The 15,940-nt window shown below is 64.7% G+C and carries 16 protein-coding genes; 13 read left to right on the top strand and 3 right to left on the bottom strand.

What is annotated here, in order from left to right:
* The first annotated feature begins 7 nt into the window (after positions 1-7).
* From RA19_RS05080 to pheT, 6 genes are all read left to right on the top strand, one after another.
* Positions 8-1,534, top strand: coding sequence for a trimethylamine methyltransferase family protein (locus RA19_RS05080; protein ID WP_039160128.1), 1,527 nt, complete (start codon positions 8-10; stop codon positions 1,532-1,534).
* A 56-nt stretch (positions 1,535-1,590) separates the two neighbouring features.
* Positions 1,591-2,613, top strand: a complete 1,023-nt coding sequence (locus RA19_RS05075) for an Ldh family oxidoreductase (protein ID WP_039160125.1) — start codon at positions 1,591-1,593, stop codon at positions 2,611-2,613.
* A complete protein-coding gene (locus RA19_RS05070; RefSeq protein ID WP_039160123.1) occupies positions 2,610-3,854 on the top strand; it encodes an NAD(P)/FAD-dependent oxidoreductase in 1,245 nt (414 codons plus the stop codon). The genes RA19_RS05075 and RA19_RS05070 overlap by 4 nt, the downstream gene beginning before the upstream one ends.
* Before the next feature lie 89 nt (positions 3,855-3,943).
* Entirely contained in the window at positions 3,944-4,759 is an 816-nt protein-coding gene (locus RA19_RS05065; RefSeq protein ID WP_039160120.1) for an alpha/beta hydrolase family esterase, read from the top strand.
* Between the two features lie 85 nt (positions 4,760-4,844).
* The gene (locus tag RA19_RS05060; protein WP_052261647.1) at positions 4,845-5,618 is read left to right on the top strand and encodes a type 1 glutamine amidotransferase; all 774 of its coding nucleotides are present in this window, start codon (positions 4,845-4,847) and stop codon (positions 5,616-5,618) included.
* A gap of 93 nt (positions 5,619-5,711) precedes the next feature.
* Positions 5,712-8,108 (top strand): phenylalanine--tRNA ligase subunit beta, encoded by a 2,397-nt coding sequence (pheT, locus tag RA19_RS05055; RefSeq protein WP_039160119.1) that lies wholly within the window; start codon positions 5,712-5,714, stop codon positions 8,106-8,108.
* A 66-nt stretch (positions 8,109-8,174) separates the two neighbouring features.
* Here pheT and RA19_RS05050 read toward each other — a convergent pair whose 3' ends face one another.
* Positions 8,175-9,053, bottom strand: a complete 879-nt coding sequence (locus RA19_RS05050; protein ID WP_039160117.1) for a LysR family transcriptional regulator — start codon at positions 9,051-9,053, stop codon at positions 8,175-8,177.
* A gap of 87 nt (positions 9,054-9,140) precedes the next feature.
* Between RA19_RS05050 and RA19_RS05045 the strand changes: the two genes are divergently transcribed.
* The 5 genes from RA19_RS05045 to RA19_RS26905 all read left to right on the top strand — a co-directional run bounded on the left by RA19_RS05045 (position 9,141) and on the right by RA19_RS26905 (position 12,272).
* Positions 9,141-9,776 carry a class I SAM-dependent methyltransferase gene (locus tag RA19_RS05045; RefSeq protein ID WP_039160114.1) on the top strand — a complete coding sequence of 212 codons (636 nt, stop codon included), beginning with the start codon at positions 9,141-9,143 and terminating at the stop codon, positions 9,774-9,776.
* A gap of 54 nt (positions 9,777-9,830) precedes the next feature.
* Positions 9,831-10,493, top strand: coding sequence for a phosphoribosyltransferase (locus tag RA19_RS05040; protein WP_039160112.1), 663 nt, complete (start codon positions 9,831-9,833; stop codon positions 10,491-10,493).
* The gene (locus RA19_RS05035; protein WP_039160110.1) at positions 10,484-10,933 is read left to right on the top strand and encodes a YtoQ family protein; all 450 of its coding nucleotides are present in this window, start codon (positions 10,484-10,486) and stop codon (positions 10,931-10,933) included. The genes RA19_RS05040 and RA19_RS05035 overlap by 10 nt, the downstream gene beginning before the upstream one ends.
* Entirely contained in the window at positions 10,930-11,460 is a 531-nt protein-coding gene (locus RA19_RS05030) for a GNAT family N-acetyltransferase (RefSeq protein WP_039160107.1), read from the top strand. The genes RA19_RS05035 and RA19_RS05030 overlap by 4 nt, the downstream gene beginning before the upstream one ends.
* A gap of 275 nt (positions 11,461-11,735) precedes the next feature.
* On the top strand, positions 11,736-12,272 hold the full coding sequence (locus RA19_RS26905; protein ID WP_039160105.1) for a hypothetical protein: 537 nt from the start codon (positions 11,736-11,738) through the stop codon (positions 12,270-12,272).
* Between the two features lie 95 nt (positions 12,273-12,367).
* Here RA19_RS26905 and RA19_RS05020 read toward each other — a convergent pair whose 3' ends face one another.
* Positions 12,368-13,174, bottom strand: a complete 807-nt coding sequence (locus RA19_RS05020; protein WP_039160103.1) for a mechanosensitive ion channel family protein — start codon at positions 13,172-13,174, stop codon at positions 12,368-12,370.
* Between the two features lie 157 nt (positions 13,175-13,331).
* Positions 13,332-14,249 carry a LysR family transcriptional regulator gene (locus tag RA19_RS05015; protein ID WP_039160101.1) on the bottom strand — a complete coding sequence of 306 codons (918 nt, stop codon included), beginning with the start codon at positions 14,247-14,249 and terminating at the stop codon, positions 13,332-13,334.
* 117 nt (positions 14,250-14,366) lie between these two features.
* On the opposite strand from RA19_RS05015, the gene RA19_RS05010 reads away from it, so the two are divergent.
* Both RA19_RS05010 and RA19_RS05005 read left to right on the top strand, forming a co-directional pair.
* A complete protein-coding gene (locus RA19_RS05010) occupies positions 14,367-15,161 on the top strand; it encodes a transporter substrate-binding domain-containing protein (protein WP_052261646.1) in 795 nt (264 codons plus the stop codon).
* A 61-nt stretch (positions 15,162-15,222) separates the two neighbouring features.
* Positions 15,223-15,939 (top strand): ABC transporter permease, encoded by a 717-nt coding sequence (locus tag RA19_RS05005; protein ID WP_039160098.1) that lies wholly within the window; start codon positions 15,223-15,225, stop codon positions 15,937-15,939.
* The last annotated feature ends 1 nt before the right edge of the window (position 15,940 follow it).

Genomic DNA, 15,940 nt, shown 5'->3' with positions numbered 1-15,940 from the left:
GCATGACATGACGGAACTGAACACACGGGCGCCGCGCGGCGCCCGGGGCGGACGGGCTGCGCGCGTCAAAGCCCGCACCAACCCGGCCCCGGTCTATCTGCCCGCGCTGAACCGCCGGGTCGGCCCCATTGACCTCCTGGGTCCGGAAGGGGTGGAGAAGATCCACAATGCGGCGATGACGATCCTGGAGACCACCGGCATCGAATTCCGCGACCCGGTGGCGCTGGCGGACTGGAAGCGCGCCGGCGCCGATGTGCAGGGCGAGCGGGTGCGCATCGGCCGCGATATGCTGATGGAGCTGATCTCCTCGGTGCCATCGGAATGGGGCTATGCCGCCCGCAACCCGGACCGCTCGCTGCGGGTGGGCAACCGGCATTCGGTCTTTGCCAATGCCTATGGCGCGCCCTTTGTCTATGACTTGGATGGCGTTCGGCGCCCCTCAACACTGGAGGATGCGCATAACTTCTTCAAGCTGAGCCAGATGAGCCAGTCGATGATGGTTCCGGGCATTCTGCCGGTGGAGCCGCAGGACGTGCCGGTGCCGGAGCGCCATCTGGAGCTGGTGCATGCGGCGCTGACGCTGACCGACAAGCCGATCAAAGGCTCGGTTTTGTCGGAGCAGGCGGCGCGCGACACGGTGGAGATGGTCCGCATCGTCTTTGGCGAGGAATTTGTCGACAGCAACGTGGTGCTGGCTGCACTTTTGAACTGCAACACGCCGCTGGTCTGGGATGAGACCATGCTGCAGTCTTTGCGGGTCTATGCATCTGCCAACCAGCCCTGCCTGCTGTCGCCTTTTGTACTGGCAGGCGCTTCGGCCCCTGCCAGCCCGCAGGGCGGTGTGGCGCTGCTGATTGCCGAAAGCCTGGCGGGCATGGCCTACAGCCAGATCATCCGCCGCGGTGCGCCGATGGTTCTGGGGGTGGCGATCATGGGCGTTTCGATGAAGACCGGCGCCCCGATGATGGGTTCGCCCGAGCCCGGCCTGATGAACCTGCTGGTCGGCCAGATGGCGCGGTTTTACGGCGTGCCCTGGCGGACCTGCACTATGTGGACCGGCTCGAAATCGCCGGACATGCAGGCCGGCTTCGACACCGCCAACACCATGTGGCCGGTGCTGCTGGGCGGCGCGAATTACATCGTTCATTCGGCCGGCTTTCTGGAAGGCGCGCTGGGGGTCAGCTATTCGAAATGGGTGCAGGACACGCTGCAACTCGAGAACTTCCACCGGTTCTTCAGCGGCTTGCAGGAAGAAAACCTGGATGCGCTCCTGGGCGATATCGAGACGATCGGCCCCGGCGGCCATTTCCTGGGCACCGATCATACCCGCGAAAACCCGATGCACATGAACCCGCTGCAGAACAACGACAGTTTCGAGCAGTGGGAGGCGGAAGGCGCCAAAACCGCGGAGCTGGTGGGCCGCGAAGAGGCGCGGCGGATGCTGGAGACATACGTGCAGCCGCCGATGCCGGACGATCAGCGCGGCAAGCTGGATGAATTTGTTGCCAAAAAGCGCGCACTGTACCAAGCCTGACACGAGCGGGCGCCAAAGCGCCCCTTTGACCCGACACAAGGACAGGATTTGAGCCCATGACCGCATCTTCGACAAAAACGCTCTCACTCGCCGAGGTGCGGGGTTTGGCCAAATCTGTCCTTGTGGCCGCGGGGATGGACGCGGCGGGCAGCGATGTGATTGCAGATATTGTCACCGCTTCCGAACGCGATGGCCCGCGCAGCCACGGGCTGCGGATGCTGCCGGTCTATGCGCAAAGCTTTACCTCGGGCTATGCTAATGGCGCCGCGGCGCCGTCGGTTGAAAAGATCGCACCGGGCGTGCTGCGCGGCGATGCGGACAACGGGTATTACCAGATCGCTGTGGCGGCCGCGCGCGATGAGCTGATTGCCCTGGCGCGGGAAAACGGCATTGCCGCCTTTACCTGTTCCAATTGCCACCACCTGGGCGGTTTGCGCTTTGACACCGAGCCGCTGGCCGAGGCCGGGCTGGTGGCGCTGGCCGTGATCAACTCGCTGTCGATGGTGGTGCCGCAGGGTGGCGTCAAGCCGGTGTTCGGCACCAATCCGATGTCCTTTGCCTGCCCGCGCGAGGGTGGTGAACCGGTGGTCTGGGACCAGGCGGCCTCGATGGTGGCGCTGATGGATATCCGCATGGCCGCCGCTGAAGGTCACGATCTGCCGCGGCCCGCCGGGCTGGACCCCGAGGGCAATGCCAGCACCGACCCGAATGCCATTCTGGAAACCCGGAGCCTGCTGCCCTTTGGCGAGCACAAGGGGGCTGCGATTGCCTTCATGATCGAGGTGCTGGGCGCGGCGCTGGCCGGCGGTACCCTGTCCGTCGACAATCAGGAGCGTGAATCCTTCGGCGCGCTGAACATCAAGGGCGGCGCCACCCTGATTGCCATTGACCCAAGCCGCTTTGGCAATGCGGCCTTTGGCGCGTACATCACCCGCATCTGCGCTGAGATCGAGGGCAATGGCGCCGCACGGGTTCCTGGCGACGGGCGGCTGAAGAAACGCGCGTCGGCAGAAGCGGACGGCGTTGAGGTCAGCACCGAGCTGCTGGCGCAGCTGAACCAGCTGGCACAGCCCGCATGAAACGGGTGGTGATTGCGGGCGGCGGCGTTGTCGGCATTTCCTGCGCGCTGGCGCTGCAGGCCGAGGGCCACAGCGTCACCGTGCTGGAACCCGGCCCGGTGGGCGAAGGCGCCAGCTGGGCCTCCTGCGGCTGCATTGCCGTGGGGGAGGTGGTGCCGCTGTCGCAGCCGGGCATGCTGATGAAAGTGCCGGGCTGGCTGCTGGACCCCGAGGCGCCGCTGTCTTTGCGTCCGGCATCGGCGCTGGGGCTGCTGCCCTGGTTTGCCCGCTTCACTGCCAACTCAATACCGTCCCGGATGCGGGCCATTGCCACCGATCTGGCGCGGCTGACCTTCGCCGCCACCGCCGACTTCAAAGCGCAGCTTGAGGACATTGGCGCTCCGGAGCTGCTGATGGAGCGCCCGGTGATCAAGCTGTTTGACGATGAGCGGGACAAGGCGACCATGGGCGCTGCCTTTGATCTGGCGTGCGAATTGGGCTGCACTATCGACGACATCAGCGGGCAGGAAGCCCATGAGATAGACCCGGCCATTGCCGCGGATTTCAAATACGCTTCGGTGCTGCGGGACTGGAGCTTTGTCACCGATCCCAAACGGCTGGTGCAAGTTCTGATGGAGACCTTTGTGCAGCGCGGCGGCACGGTGCTGCCGAAAGCCTGCGCAGGGTTTGAGCGCGACGGCGCACGGCTCACCCATGTGCTTGCGGCGGGCGGCGGGCGCCTTGCAGCGGACGAGGTGGTGATTGCCGCCGGCACCGCGTCCAAAGGGCTGGCCCGCCAGCTGGGGGTGCGGCTGCAGCTGGAAGGTGTGATTGGCTACTCAACCGCCCTGCTGGACCCGGGCGTCGATCTGAAACACACTGTCTTTTACCCGTCGGGCGGGTTCGGGATTACGCCGTATGACGATGCCTTGGCAGTGGCCGGCACGGTGGAGTTTGCCGGCCTGGACGCGGCGCCCAAGTGGCGCCGCGCGGATGTGCTGGTCAGCCGTGCCCGCAGGGTGCTGCCGGGGTTGCAGACGGAAAGACGGGAGCGGCGCATGGGCCGCCGGCCTTTCACGCCGGATACCCGCCCGGTTATCGGCAGATCCGGGAAACTGGCCAATCTGTGCTTTGCAACTGGTCACGGCCAGCTGGGGCTGACGCTTGGAGCCACAACCGGACGGCTGGTCGCGGATGTGATCGCGGGCCGTCCGCAGGAGCCAGGGATCAGCGCCTTCGGACCGGACAGATTTTCCAGTTAGGTCTGACCTCTGAGCCCGGTGAAGCTTGGGACGGAGCGCCCACAAACATGTGACGTGACACTGGGGCGGTCTTGGCTAGTCTCGGGCAAATGATCCGAGCAGCTCTTTCCTTCGCCGCCGCCCTGCTGTGGGCGTCCTCAGCCTCCGCTATGGGGCCGTGGCAGGCCTCTGACTGCCATGGCGAGACCGCCTGCGCGCTGGAGGACCGGTCCTATCATGTGATGGCGCCGGACGGGTGGGACGGGGTTACGCCGCTGCCGGTGCTGCTGCATTTCCACGGCTGGGCGCGGACCGGGGTGAATGCGCAGCGGAGCGACAGGGTGGGCGCCTCGACCCGGCGCCGCGGGGTGCTGCTGGTGACGCCGAACGGGCGGCGCAAGACCTGGGATTTCTGGTCTTCCGGGACAGAGGATGTCGGTTTTGCCAACCGGGTGCTGGAAGATGTGGCCAAGCGCTATCCGGTGGATATGCAGAACATCTTTGTCTCGGGCTATTCCTATGGCTCGGCTATGGCCTGGCGCTATGTGTGTGAGAGCGGCAACCACGTGGCGGCGCTTTTGGGGATTGCCGGGGCGTTCCCGCCTGGGGAGACCTGCCCCGAGGCGCCGCGCCAGGTGCGCCATGTGCATGGGGTGAGCGATACAGTGATGCCGTTTCCCAATGACGCTTATGGTGCGGATACTGTGCCGATGGGCCTGTGGCGCGCCCGGCTGGACTGCGGTGCGGGCCAGGGCGCGGGCGACTGGCAGGTGGTGGATTTCCTGAAGCTCAGCCGCGTGGAGTGGCGCGATTGCGCAGGCGGGCAGGTGGTGCTGGATACGCACCCCGGCGGCCATTTCATCCCGCATGGCTGGATCGGGCGGCAGCTGGATGAGCTTTTGGGGCTGGCGCCGTCTTATCCCTGAAACCGGGCCGGGTCGGGCATCCGGGCTTGCAATCGGGTGCAATCTGCGCGTGCATGGGGCAGGCAGGGAGCGCAGGGAGAGGCCGATGACCGTTATTCTGATCGCGGAAGGAAACACGCCGGAGATGGCGGCGGGCGGCGATGCGGGTTCAGCCGCCTTTGTCCGCAGCTTTGCTGCTGTGGCACCGCAGGCGGAGATCCGGATCTGCGCGCCTTATGCCGGGGCGGCGGCCAAGGAGGTTTTCGCCGCGGTAGATGGCATTGTCTTCACCGGCTCCGGTGTCCCTTGGTCTGTGGACGCGCCTGAGGCTGCACCGCTGCGTGCGGCGATGGAACTGGCGTTGGACAGCGGGCGGCCCATCTGGGGGTCGTGCAACGGGCTGCAGTTGGCCAGTGTGGTGCTGGGCGGAGCCGTGGGTGCCTCGCCAAACGGGATCGAGGTCGGGCTGGCGCGGGAGCTGCAGCGGACCGAGGCGGGTAGGGCGCATCCGATGCTGGCCGGGCGGCAGGACGGCTGGGCGGTGCCATGCATCCACCGCGATGAGGTGCAGCGCCTGCCCGAAGGCGCGGTGCTGCTGGCGGGGAATGCGCATTCGCCGGTGCAGGCGATGGCCTATGAGCAGGGCGGAGTGCGGTTTTGGGGCGCGCAGTACCATCCCGAACTGAGGATCACCGATGTCGGGCGCAATGTGCAGGAGAATGCGGTGTTCTGCGGCCACGCTTCGCTGGCGGCAGATTGCGCGGCGGCGGAAACAGACGCGGGAGCAGCGGCGCGGCTGGGTACTTCGCCCCAGGCATTGGCGCCGGAAACAAGGCTGCGGGAACTGGCCAACTGGGTCGCTATGGTAACGGGCACATAGGCTGGGGCTCCCGCGGGCCAAGCGGCCTCTTCCACCCCGCGGGATAATCCGCTACACGCCAATGGACCCGAGATTACAGGCGGATTCTGACCGATGAAATTCACGCTTTCCTGGCTGAAAGACCACCTCGACACCGACGCTTCGGTGGCAGAGATCACCGATGCCCTGACCGATCTGGGCCTTGAGGTTGAAGGGGTCGTCAATCCGGCGGATGCGCTGAAGGACTTTAAACTCGGCTATGTGAAACATGCCGAGAAACACCCCGACGCCGATAAGCTGAGGGTCTGCAAGGTGGATACCGACGAGGGCGAGCTGCAGATCATCTGCGGCGCGCCGAACGCGCGCGAAGGCATTACCGTGGTGGTCTGCAAGCCGGGCATGTATATCCCGGGCCTCGACATCACCATCGGCGTCGGCAAGATCCGCGGCGTGGAAAGCTTTGGCATGATGGCCTCCGAGCGCGAGCTGGAGCTGTCGGAAGAGCATGACGGCATCATCGAACTGCCCTCGGGCAATGTCGGTGATAGCTTTGTCGACTGGCTGGCCGAAAATGATCCGGCCAAAGTCGACCCGGTCATCGAGATCGCAATCACTCCGAACCGCCCCGATGCGCTGGGCGTCTACGGCATTGCCCGCGACCTGGCTGCGCGCGGCCTGGGTACCCTCAAGACCCGCGCCTTCGAGGCGATCCCGGGCGATTTCGAAAGCCCCGTCAAAGTCACCATTGACGAGGACACGCTGGACGGCTGCCCGCTGTTTGCCGGCCGCCTGATCAAGGGCGTGAAGAACGGACCCTCCCCGCAGTGGCTGCAGGACCGTCTGAAGGCGATTGGCCTGCGCCCGATCTCGGCGCTGGTGGATGTGACCAACTTCTTCACCTTCGACCAGAACCGCCCGCTGCATGTGTTTGATGCCGCCAAGGTGTCCGGCGACCTGCGGGTGCACCGCGCCGCTGGCGGCGAGACCCTGAAGGCGCTGGACGAAAAAGATTATACCTTTGCTGCGGGCCAGATGGTGATTTCGGATGCCAATGGCCCAGAAAGCATCGCCGGCATCATGGGCGGCGAAGAAACGGGCTGCACCGAGGAAACCGTGGATGTGTTCCTGGAGAGCGCGTTCTGGGACCACGTTCAGATCGCCATGGCGGGCCGGGCGCTGAAGATCAACTCGGACGCGCGCTACCGCTTTGAGCGCGGCGTCGACCCGGAATACACCATCGAAGGCCTGCACCGCGCGACCCAGATGATCCTGGACCTGTGCGGCGGCGAGCCGTCTGAGGTGGTGATCGCCGGTGACGTGCCGGATCATTCCCGTGCCTACAAGCTGGACGCCGACCGGGTGCAGTCGCTGGTGGGGATGGAGATCCCGGAGAGCGATCAGCGCCAGACCCTGACCCGCTTGGGCTTCCGCCTGGAGGGCAATATGGCCCACGTCCCCAGCTGGCGCCCGGATGTGCAGGGCGAAGCCGACCTGGTGGAAGAGGTCGCGCGGATCGCCTCGCTGACCAAGCTGGAAGGCAAGCCGCTGCCGCGTCTGACCGACGGCATCCCCAAGCCGGTGATGACGCCGCAGCAGCGCCGCCAGCAGATGGCCCGCCGCACCTGCGCCAGCCTCGGCTACAATGAGGTGGTGAGCTACAGCTTCATCGACAAGGCTTCGGCGGCTCTGTTCGGCGGTGGCGATGATGCCACCATGCTGGCCAACCCGATTTCCTCGGAAATGTCGCATATGCGCCCGGATTTGCTGGCAGGCCTCTTGCAGGCCGCCGCCCGCAATCAGGCGCGCGGCTATATGGACCTGGCACTGTTTGAGGCAGGCCCTGCGTTTACCGGCGGTGAGCCGGGCGAGCAGGTGAACCAGATCGCAGGCCTTTTGGTTGGCCGCACCGGGCCCAAGGACGTGCATGGCGCCTCCCGCGCGGTGGATCTTTATGACGCCAAGGCTGACATCGAAGCAGTGCTGGCCGCGATCGGCGCGCCGGCCAAGGTGCAGGTGCTGCGCGAAGGCGCGGCCTGGTGGCACCCGGGCCGTCATGGGCGCATCTGCCTGGGTCCGAAAAAGACCCTGGGCGTCTTTGGCGAACTGCACCCCAAAGTGCTGAAGGAGATGGGCATCAAGGGCGCGGCCGTGGCCTTCACCATCTGGCCGGATGAAATCCCGCTGCCGCGCAAATCCTCGGCTACCCGCCCGGCGCTGAACATCAGCGACCTGCAGGCGGTTGAGCGTGACTTTGCCTTTGTGGTGGACGCGGGTGTCGAGGCGCTGACCCTGGTCAATGCCGCAGCCGGTGCCGACAAGGCACTGATCGAAGACGTGCGCGTCTTTGACGAGTTCATCGGTGGTTCCCTGGGCGAGGGCAAGAAGTCGCTGGCAATCACCGTGCGGCTGCAGCCCAGCGACAAGACGCTGAAGGAAAAGGACATCGAGGCTGTGAGCGAGAAGATCATCGCCAAAGTAACCAAGGCCACGGGCGGCACTCTGCGCGGCTAAGGCAGGACCAGGATTTCCCGGAAAACATTTGGGCAGCGCACCCTTGGGGGCGCTGCCTTTTTCGTTTCACCTTGCGGCGAAGAATTCTGCCAGCAGGTCAAAGACCAGCCGGATCCGGCGGCTGGTGTGCAGCTTGCGGTGAGTGGTCAGCCAGACCGGAAAGGTGATGGCATCGCTGCCAGGCACCAGCCGTTCCACTTCCGGTGCGGCGGCGGCAACCTCATCCGACATCGGGGTGACGCCAAACCCTTGCCGGACCAGCTCCCAGGCGACCAGGCCGCTGTTGGAGCCGATGCGGAAGTTCTCTGCGGTGACGGGGATACCCATCGGGACCAGATATTCGATCATCCGGCCCGTGTTGCCAAAGCTGACGAAATCATGGGCCGCCAGTTCTGCCAGCGAAGACGGGCGCCCGCGCCGGTCCAGATAGGTCTTGGCGGCATAGAAATGCCCGGTGGCCTCCTGCACCAGGCGGGCGATCAGCTCGGGCTGTTCGGGGCGCACGTGGCGGATGGCGATATCGGCCTCGCGCCGCATCAGATCACGGATGTCGTTTGCGGCCACTACGTCGACGGTGAGCTTCGGCGCCCGCTGGCGCAGCTGATGCAGCACTGACGGCAGCACATAGGCGGACATCACATCCGAGGCAGTGATGCGGACGGTGCCTTCGATGGATTGCGCCTGGCCGGTGGCCGCGATGCTGAGACCTTGAGCGGCCTCGCCCATCTTGCGGCTGTGCTCCAGCAGTTCGTGCCCCGCGTCAGTCAGGGCCAGGGCGCGGCCGAGGCGCTCGAACAGCAGCACGCCCAGCTGTTCCTCCAGGGCCGCCACCTGGCGGGAGAGAGTCGGCTGCGTCAGGCCAAGCTGCCTTGCGGCTGCGGAGAGCGAACCGGTTTCGGCGGTGGCGAGAAAGGCGCGGATATGGTTCCAGTCGGGGCCATTCATGCAAATATGTATAACGATCTTGCGGATTTCAGCAATTTATCCGTGGTTCCTGCATGAATAGGGTTGGCGCACGCAAGGAGAGCTGTGATGAGTGCTGACGCCCGTTTCTGGAACAAGATCGCCCCGAAATACGCCAAGTCAAAGATCCGCGACGAGGAGGCCTACCGGTACACGCTGGAACGGACCCGCTCGTATCTGGGGGCCGGGGACAGCGTGCTGGAACTGGGCTGCGGCACCGGCTCCACCGCGATCGAGCTTGCGCGCAGTGCCGGCAAAGTCACCGCAACCGATCTGTCCGAAGCCATGCTGGAGGTTGGCCGGGAGCGGGCCTGGGACGCGGGCGCCAGCAATATTGAGTTCCGCTGCTGCAGCGCCAGTGCGGCGCCTGAGGGGCCGTTTGATGCTGTCCTGGCACATAACCTGCTGCATTTGCTGCCGGATCTCGAGGCGGTTCTGGAAGGCGCAGCAGCCCGGGTGAAACCAGGCGGGCTGATGATCTCGAAGACCCCTTGCCTGGGCGAGAAGCGGGGCAGCTGGAAATACTGGCTGTTTCAGGTGGCAATTCCGCTGATGCGGCTGGCGGGCCAGGCACCCAGTCATGTGGATTTTCTGGACATCCGCACGCTGGAAGCGGCGGTTGAACGGGCCGGGTTCAAGATCATAGAGGCGGGCAATTTCCCTGCGGCCGTGCCCAGCCGCTATCTGGTGGCGCGGCGCGTTTGAGTTCCTGCCTTTGCCTTTGCCGGGGCTGCGCTAGGTAACGGGGTGGAGGCTGACATGTTCGAGGACCGGATCAGCGCCGGGCTTCAGCTGGCCGAAAAACTGGCTGAGATGCCGCTTGAGGACCCTGTGGTGCTGGCGCTGCCACGGGGCGGGGCGCCTGTGGCGCTGCCGGTTGCCCAGGCCTTGCAGGCGCCGATGGATCTGCTTCTGGTGCGCAAGATCGGCATGCCCTCCAATCCCGAACTGGCAGCGGGGGCCTTGGCAGAGGGCAGCAATCCCATTTTCAATGGCGCCTTGCTGCAGGCAACCGGCATGAAGCCGGAGGATTTTGCGCTCCAGGTGGCGCAGGCACGGGAAGAGAATGCGGCCCGCCGCGCGCTGTACCTCCGGGGGCGGCCGCAGGTGGCGCTGGAGGGGCGCGCTGCGGTTGTGGTGGATGACGGGATTGCCACTGGCGCCACTTTCATGGCGGCGCATTTCTGGCTAAAGGAGCGCAAGCCTGCCCAGGTGGTGCTGGCGGTGCCGGTGGCGCCGCCGGAAGCGGTGGACGAATTGCGCCCGCTGGTAGATACTCTGGTCTGCCTGCTGAGCCCCCGGGAGTTCTGGGCGGTCGGCGCGCATTACAGGGATTTTACTCAGACCAGCGACGAAGAGGTTGCGGCCGCCCTGGCTGCAGTCCCCGAGGCTGGCGCAGGAAAGGACAAAACGTGGCATTGAAGGTTTATCTTTCGGGCGAGATTCACACCGATTGGCGGGAGCAGATCATCGAAGGCTGCAAGGGGCTGGAGGTGAGCTTTGGCGCGCCGGTCACCGATCATGACGCCAGCGACGATTGCGGCGTGGCAGTGCTGGGCGCGGAAGAGAACAAATACTGGCACGACCACAAAGGCGCGATGGTGAACGCAATCCGCACCCGCAAGGGAATTGCGGATGCCGATGTGGTGGTTGTGCGCTTTGGCGACAAGTACAAGCAGTGGAACGCGGCCTTTGATGCGGGTTATGCAGCGGCACTGGGCAAGTCGATCATCGTGCTGAGCCCGCCGGAGCATCAGCATGCGCTGAAAGAGGTGCATGCAGCGGCGCTGGCGGTGGCGGAAGAGCCTCGCCAGGTGGTGGAGATCCTCAATTACGTGCTGACCGGCAAGCTGCCGGGATGACGCCTCCGGTTCTGGAGACGGAACGACTGATCCTGCGCCCCCACCGGGTGCAGGATTTTGCTGATGTGGCGGCCCTCTGGGCGGAGCCGGAGACAGTGCGCTATATCCAGCCGTCGGAGGAGACGCCGGAGGGGGCCTGGGCCAAGCTGCTGTTTCATCACGGCCATTGGCAGGCTTTGGGGTTCGGGGTCTGGGTGATCACCGAGCGGCGGAGCGGGCGCTATCTGGGCGAGACCGGATTCTTTGTCACTCCGCGGCAATGCATGCCTGCCTTGGGGGATGCGGTGGAGGCCAGCTGGGTGCTGGCGCCGCATACGCAAGGGCAGGGCTATGGTGCGGAAGCGGTGCTGCGGACGCACGCCTGGGCCGATGAAGCGCGGCTCTGGCCGGAGACGCTTTGCTTGCTTAACCCGGAAAACGCGGCTTCGCTGCGGCTGGCCGGGAAGGCGGGGTATGAGTTCCGGCAAGAGGTCCAGTACCGGGGCGGCTCCTCTGTGGTGCATGCGCGCCCGATCGGCGGGCGGTGACCTCGCAGCGGTGTGCTCCCGCCCCTGAAGGCGCTTCTGGCGAAGCGCATTGCAGCGTTGGGCGTGGCGCCGCGCTGGTGCGCGGCGCGGTTCCGCCAGTTGCCGGCGGTGCAACCCGGCGGTGTCCGCAGTCCTTGAATGGTTTGATTTTTGCCGCAAATTTTCAGCGCCGGCGCGAATTCAACCCTTCGTTAACGGGCGCGGCCTAACAAATCTGATAACGCACGACAAAAGGCAAAGACCCCTGTTCTTCGGCAGCGGGCCTGGAAGTTCACATGACAAACCGGCGCAAACCAGCATCGCAAATCACCCCGCAGTACGAGGATTCGGGACTGTTCAAACGCGAAGTACGGGATGTGGAGGTTGAATTGGTGCCGGTCTTCAGCCGTAACAGCCGCGGCGATCTGGTGGTGAAGGGGATCGTCAAACCCGAAGCTGAGGTCGAGGTGGTCTTTGCAGGCCGCCGCACACGGGATGCGGCTGGGCTGGTGGAGCGGATGAAGAAGCTGCGGACACAGGGGGTGCGGACTGCTTTGAACGGGCACGAAGCCATGGCGCAGGTCCGCCGCTTGCGGCTGCCGGTCAAGGTGCGCGGCACATGGCGCCTGCGCTTTGTCGCGGACACGTCGGGCTGGGATCTCAAGACCTACCAGCTGCTGGCGGCGCAATGGGCTTTTGCCGATTTGGATGGGGTTACCGTATGTGCGGGCAGCCCGCCGGAGCAGTTGCAGAACCGGGTGCAGGACCGGGCGCGCGAGGCCAGGGCCCGCAATGCGGCGGTCCGGGCGATGCAGGCGGCGCGGAGCAGATGAGCATTTGCCCCAGGAGGCAAAGGCGCCCCGCCGCAGGCGGGGCGCCGGGCCCAACGGGATGAGGCCCGTCAGGGCCGAAGACGGGCGGGAGGGCCTCAGCCTTCCTTTTTGATCTCCACCGAATGCGGATAGGGGATCGAGATGCCTTGGGCGTCAAACGCTTCTTTCACGCCTTGCGTCAGGGCGAATTTCACTTCCCAATAGTCTGCCGCGTCACACCAGACCCGTGCCGTCAGATCCACCGAGCTGTCGCCCAGGTTGGTGACCCGCACCCAGGGTTCGGGATCCTGCAGCACGCGCTCATCCGCCTTGGCCTGGGCCAGGATGATCTCCTTGGCCGCATCGGCGCTGTCGCCGTAGTCGATGCCGAAGACCATGTCGACGCGACGGGTCGCATGATGCGAGAAATTGGTGATGATCGAGCCCCAGGCCTGGCCGTTGGGCACGATGATCTGCACGTTGTCAGGCGTGGCCAGCTCGGTCACGAACAGGTTCAGGTCCTTCACCGTGCCTGAGGTGCCGCCGATATCCACATACTGGCCGATCTTGTAGGGGCGGAACAGGATCAGCATAAAGCCGGCTGCCAGATCGCTGAGAGTGCCCTGCAGCGCCAGGCCGATGGCCAGGGTGGCAGCACCCAGCATGGCGACCAGGCTGGTGGCCTGGATGCCGAAAATGCCGAGCACGGCGACCAGCACCACAGCCAGCAGCGCCCAGCGGATCACGCTGGCGGCAAAGTTGCCCAGTGTCGGGTCGAGCTGCGGCGTCTTGTTGATGCGCCGCCGCACCGCGCCGCTGATCCAGCCGGTGGCAATCCAGCCGAGGATCAAGACCGCCAGGGCCTTGGCGCCGCTCACCGCAAGAGGCCAGTATACGCCTGCTTGTTCAATCATCTGTTCCATGTCCGCTGTCCCTGCCGGTTTCTGTGATGCTGCTGACTGTCCCGGAATGCGGAGGCTGTGGCAATAGGGCGCAGCGGGGAAAGTTCCCGCGGTGAAGGCTCAACCGGCAGGAGAGGCCCCGCAGGACAGCGCAGCGGTGCGGATGGTCTGGCAGCCATCAGCTGGCTGGAAGCTCCAACAGCATTTGCTCCAGCAGCAGCTGTTCCGCTTCTGACAAGGCAATCGCGGGGTTTGCGATCAAGTAGACCATGGCGCAGGGTTCATTCTCGTAAGGCGGCAAGCGGAACAGGCTGCCCCGGGCGGCAAAAGGATCGGCCAGATGGGTCGGAAGAAACCCAATGCCCAGACCGCATTCGATCATCCGGCGGACCTCGTTCACATGGCTGGACTGGCCGCGCACGTGCTGGCCGATAGAGGCGCGGGCGCGGAAGGCCGTGACGTCGCCCATATGGCTGCCGCCCAGAACATCGGCAGTGAAACCGATAAAGGGTTCTCCCCGCAGGTCCATCGGGGCCAGGCCGGTGCGCCCGGCCAAGTGGTAACCGGCGCCGCAGTAGAGGCCGAAACGTTCGTTCACCAGCTCCAGGCTGGTGAAGCCTTTGGGAATAACGCCGTCGCAGATGCCGAAGGTGGCAGTGCCCAGTTCGACCATCCGGATCACATCCGCGGTGGTTGCCAGCAGGATCTCAAGCTCGACGCCAGGGTATTCCGCAAAGAACCTGGTCAGGCGGGCGTTCAGGACATCGCTTTCGACCTGGTCAATCGAGGCGACAGTGATTTTGCCGGTCAGTGCCCGCGGTGCGGCTTCGAACGTCAGAGGAAGCCTTGAAATCGCAGAATAAATCTCGCTCGCCTGCTCGTACAGCGCCTGCCCTGCCGGGGTCACCGCCAGCCGGTTGCCCGTACGGGTCAGCAGCCGCTTGCCGGTGCTGGCCTCCAGCCGCTTGACCGCCAGGCTGACCGCCGGCTGCGAACGCAAGAGCTCCTCGGCGGCCTTGGTCATGCTCTCGTTCTGCACCACCACCATGAAGGTATAGAGCAGGTTCCAGTCCAGATTGCGGGCAAAGTCACTCATGGCGGAACGCTAGAGAATAAATCTGATAAATACCATATCTCAAAACTATAAATTTGAGTTAGGCGCCAACCTCGGGAATCCTCCTGCACCAGATCAGCAAACCACCGGGAGGACACCATGTTTGCAAAACTCGCGATGACGGCCATTGCCACCTCTGTCTGCGCCACCGCCGCCCTGGCCGGGGACAAAGTGGTCCGCATGGGCACCGAAGGCTACTACCCGCCGTTCAACTTCTTCGACAGCGCCGGCCAGATCAAAGGCTTCGACATCGACATCGGCAACGCCCTGTGCGAACGGATGGAAGTCAAATGCGAGTGGGTGACCACCGACTGGGACGGCATCATCCCGGCGCTGAACGCGGATAAGTTCGACACCATCATCGCCTCGATGTCGATCACCGACGAGCGCAGCAAGATCGTGAGCTTCACCAATCCCTATTACTTCAACGGCATCCGCTTTGTTGCCGCTGAAGGCCACGGGCTGGAAAACGCCCTGCCTGCCGACCTCAAGGGGCTGGTGATCGGTACCCAGTCGGCCACCGGCGAGGTGGATATCCTGGAAGACTACTTCCCGGACAGCGAGCTGAAGCTCTATCCGAAATTGGACGACGCGCTGCTGGACCTGGAAACCGGCCGCGTTGATCTGGTTCTGGCCAGCCAGTTTGTGCTGGGCGACTGGCTGAAGAGCGACGAAGGCGGCTGCTGCGAGTTTGTCGGCGAGGCCTTCCTGCCGGACTTCGCCAAGGGCACCGGGGTTGCAGTGCGCCAGGATGACACCGACCTGCGCGACGCGCTGAACGCGGCGCTGGACGCGATCGTGGAGGACGGCACCTATGACAAGATCCGCGGCGAATACTTTGCCTTCGACATCATGACCCAGCCCAAGAAAGCCTCGGAGCATCTGAGCAACTAAGATGGCGCGGGCCTGCACCATGCGGGCCCGCCCTTACCGGAACGCTTAGGGAGCGTCCTCCATGACCGAACTGTTTTCACTGCTCGCCTTCGGGGACGAAGGCTGGGGGGATGAGCTGCTGCGCGGCTTCTGGGTCACCATGGCGCTGGCGCTGGTGACCGCCCCCTGCGCGCTGGCGATGTCCTTCGTCATTGCCTGGGGCAAGCACGCCAAATCCAAATGGGTCCGCCGCCTGGCCAATGGCTACACCACCGTGTTCCGCAGCCTGCCCGAGATCCTCACCCTGATCATCATCTACTACCAGCTGCAAAGCCTGCTGAACCTCGGCGCCGGCCTGTTTGTTGAGGATGCCAACATCTCGCTCAACGCCTTTGCTGCCGGGGTTGTGGCTCTGACGCTAGTGTTCTCTGCGCTGGGTTCCGAAGTGGTCCGCACCGCCTATCAGGCTGTCGGTCAAGGCCAATCAGAAGCCGCCGCCGCCATGGGGCTGCACCGCGGCCAGGCGTTCTTCCTGGTGATCCTGCCGCAGATGTGGCGCCACGCAATCCCCGCTTTCGGGAACCTGTGGCTGATCCTGCTGAAAGACACCTCGCTGATTTCCATCATCGCCGTGAACGACATGATGCGCTACGCCAATATGGCCATTGCCACCACCCGCGAGCCGTTCTTCTTCTACTCGGTCTTGGCGCTGGTCTATGTGGTGCTGGCCTTTATCTCCGGGCAGATCCAGACCGTTCTGGAGGCCCGCGCCAACCGCAATCTGGTGGGAGGGCGCTGAG

This window comes from Leisingera sp. ANG-M1 (genome assembly GCF_000813745.1).
In the GTDB taxonomy this organism is placed as follows: domain Bacteria; phylum Pseudomonadota; class Alphaproteobacteria; order Rhodobacterales; family Rhodobacteraceae; genus Leisingera.
The sequence above is the reverse complement of the archived record's forward strand: the minus strand, read 5'-3'. Positions and strand labels throughout refer to the sequence as shown.

Coding starts and splice junctions, on each gene's coding strand:
- RA19_RS05080 (WP_039160128.1), top strand. CDS start 8: ATGACGGAACTGAACACACGGGCGCCGCGCGGCGCCCGGGGCGGACGG.
- RA19_RS05075 (WP_039160125.1), top strand. CDS start 1,591: ATGACCGCATCTTCGACAAAAACGCTCTCACTCGCCGAGGTGCGGGGT.
- RA19_RS05070 (WP_039160123.1), top strand. CDS start 2,610: ATGAAACGGGTGGTGATTGCGGGCGGCGGCGTTGTCGGCATTTCCTGC.
- RA19_RS05065 (WP_039160120.1), top strand. CDS start 3,944: ATGATCCGAGCAGCTCTTTCCTTCGCCGCCGCCCTGCTGTGGGCGTCC.
- RA19_RS05060 (WP_052261647.1), top strand. CDS start 4,845: ATGACCGTTATTCTGATCGCGGAAGGAAACACGCCGGAGATGGCGGCG.
- pheT (WP_039160119.1), top strand. CDS start 5,712: ATGAAATTCACGCTTTCCTGGCTGAAAGACCACCTCGACACCGACGCT.
- RA19_RS05050 (WP_039160117.1), bottom strand. CDS start 9,053: ATGAATGGCCCCGACTGGAACCATATCCGCGCCTTTCTCGCCACCGCC.
- RA19_RS05045 (WP_039160114.1), top strand. CDS start 9,141: ATGAGTGCTGACGCCCGTTTCTGGAACAAGATCGCCCCGAAATACGCC.
- RA19_RS05040 (WP_039160112.1), top strand. CDS start 9,831: ATGTTCGAGGACCGGATCAGCGCCGGGCTTCAGCTGGCCGAAAAACTG.
- RA19_RS05030 (WP_039160107.1), top strand. CDS start 10,930: ATGACGCCTCCGGTTCTGGAGACGGAACGACTGATCCTGCGCCCCCAC.
- RA19_RS26905 (WP_039160105.1), top strand. CDS start 11,736: ATGACAAACCGGCGCAAACCAGCATCGCAAATCACCCCGCAGTACGAG.
- RA19_RS05020 (WP_039160103.1), bottom strand. CDS start 13,174: ATGGAACAGATGATTGAACAAGCAGGCGTATACTGGCCTCTTGCGGTG.
- RA19_RS05015 (WP_039160101.1), bottom strand. CDS start 14,249: ATGAGTGACTTTGCCCGCAATCTGGACTGGAACCTGCTCTATACCTTC.
- RA19_RS05010 (WP_052261646.1), top strand. CDS start 14,367: ATGTTTGCAAAACTCGCGATGACGGCCATTGCCACCTCTGTCTGCGCC.
- RA19_RS05005 (WP_039160098.1), top strand. CDS start 15,223: ATGACCGAACTGTTTTCACTGCTCGCCTTCGGGGACGAAGGCTGGGGG.